Origin of the sequence: Peterkaempfera griseoplana, assembly GCF_001418575.1 — a bacterium.
In the GTDB taxonomy this organism is placed as follows: domain Bacteria; phylum Actinomycetota; class Actinomycetes; order Streptomycetales; family Streptomycetaceae; genus Peterkaempfera; species Peterkaempfera griseoplana.
This window is the reverse complement of the sequence record NZ_LIQR01000659.1, coordinates 1-1,366: the sequence shown is the minus strand read 5'-3', so window position 1 is coordinate 1,366 and position 1,366 is coordinate 1. Positions and strand designations below refer to the sequence as shown.

Annotated in this window: 1 protein-coding gene and 2 pseudogenes; 1 reads left to right on the top strand and 2 read right to left on the bottom strand. The window is 70.2% G+C overall.

Annotated elements, in window-relative coordinates; all coding sequences use genetic code 11:
• Positions 1 to 97: 97 nt before the first annotated feature.
• Positions 98 to 379: pseudogene (locus AOK09_RS34945) on the bottom strand (Imm7 family immunity protein); the annotation flags it as partial.
• A 2-nt stretch (positions 380 to 381) separates the two neighbouring features.
• Positions 382 to 481, bottom strand: a pseudogene (locus AOK09_RS42885) (hypothetical protein); the annotation flags it as partial.
• Between the two features lie 217 nt (positions 482 to 698).
• On the opposite strand from AOK09_RS42885, the gene AOK09_RS34940 reads away from it, so the two are divergent.
• A complete protein-coding gene (locus AOK09_RS34940) occupies positions 699 to 1,256 on the top strand; it encodes a TetR/AcrR family transcriptional regulator (protein WP_157876165.1) in 558 nt (185 codons plus the stop codon).
• Positions 1,257 to 1,366: the final 110 nt, after the last annotated feature.

Genomic DNA, 1,366 nt, shown 5'->3' with positions numbered 1-1,366 from the left:
CGACGCCTGGCCCACCGAGCCCTGCTACGGCCAGGCCGGCCCCGCCCGCCGGCACCCCGCTGCGACCGGCGGACCACTCCGGATGGCTGTGGCCCGCTCACTCCTCGAACGGGTCCTCGAGTGCCGGAATGCACGGCGAGAGCAGCGACTCCACGTGGCAGGTCGCCGTGCCCCGCGCCAGCCTCCAGACGAGGACCTCGTTCTCGTGACCGGGGTCCTCGTCGTCACGCACATGCAGCAGCCCGTACGAGCCCGGCGCCCGCTCGCCGACCTCCCGGAAGAACCTCAGAATCTCCGCGTCACGGTGGTTGGGGCACCCCCCGAGGTGGACGAAAGCTGAGCCGTTCATCCACCGCAGGTCGAGCAGATAAGGGCTGTTNNGCTCGACGCCCTCGACGATTCCCCGCAGACCGACGCCGGAGTCCTCGTCGTCTGCGGCGGCGGTCTCCACGATGGCGATCCACCCGTGGTACTCGAACACGGCCGCAGCCTACAGGGCACTGGTTGACGGTCCGTCAGTACAGGTCGTACGCCTCGCGTCCGCTCCTGGAAAGGGTCAACCGGTGCCGTCCGCCGGCCCGCGTCGGCCCGTCGTATCGACCGGTCCTTCCCGTCCGGGACACACCCGCCACAAACAGAACAGCGATACTGCTAGTGTCTGCACAAGAAGAACAGCCATTCCTTTTGTGGGGGTTGTGGTGCCTCGGCTCACTGACGCGCGCAAGGAACTCCGGCGTACCCAGATCGCCGAAGCCGCCATCCGCTGCTTCAGCCGCAACGGCCTGGAGCGGACCTCGATCGCCGACATCACCGCCGAATCCGGCCTCTCCGCCGGCTCCATCTACGCGCACTACCGCAACAAGGCCGACCTGGTCCGGGTCACCGCCCGCGAGGTGCTCGCCAAGCGCGCCGACGTCCTCGGCCAGTACGCCGCAGCCGACACCCCCCCCGACCCCGACGAGCTGCTCTCCCTCCTGATCGCCGCGATCGACCCCGCCGAGGCCCGGGTCGGCGTGCAGACCTGGGGTGAGGCGACCACCGACCCGGCCGTCCGCGACATCGTCGTCGACATGACCGACCGGATGCGCGCCATGCTGCACGACTGCGTCACGGCCTGGCTCGTCAAGACGCAGCACCACGAGCCGGCCCGCGCCCGGGAGAGCGCCGCCCCGACCGCCCACCGGATCATGGCGCTCTACCAGGCCGAACTCCTGTACACCGCCTTGCGTACACCGACCGAGGAGACAACGTCATGACCACCGCGACGGCTTCGTTCGCCGCCCGTACCGTCTTCCGGGTCGGCTACGGCGCCCTGCAGCTGGAGCGCCTGCACGACCGCCGCAGCGAGGCCGTGGCGCTGCTGCGC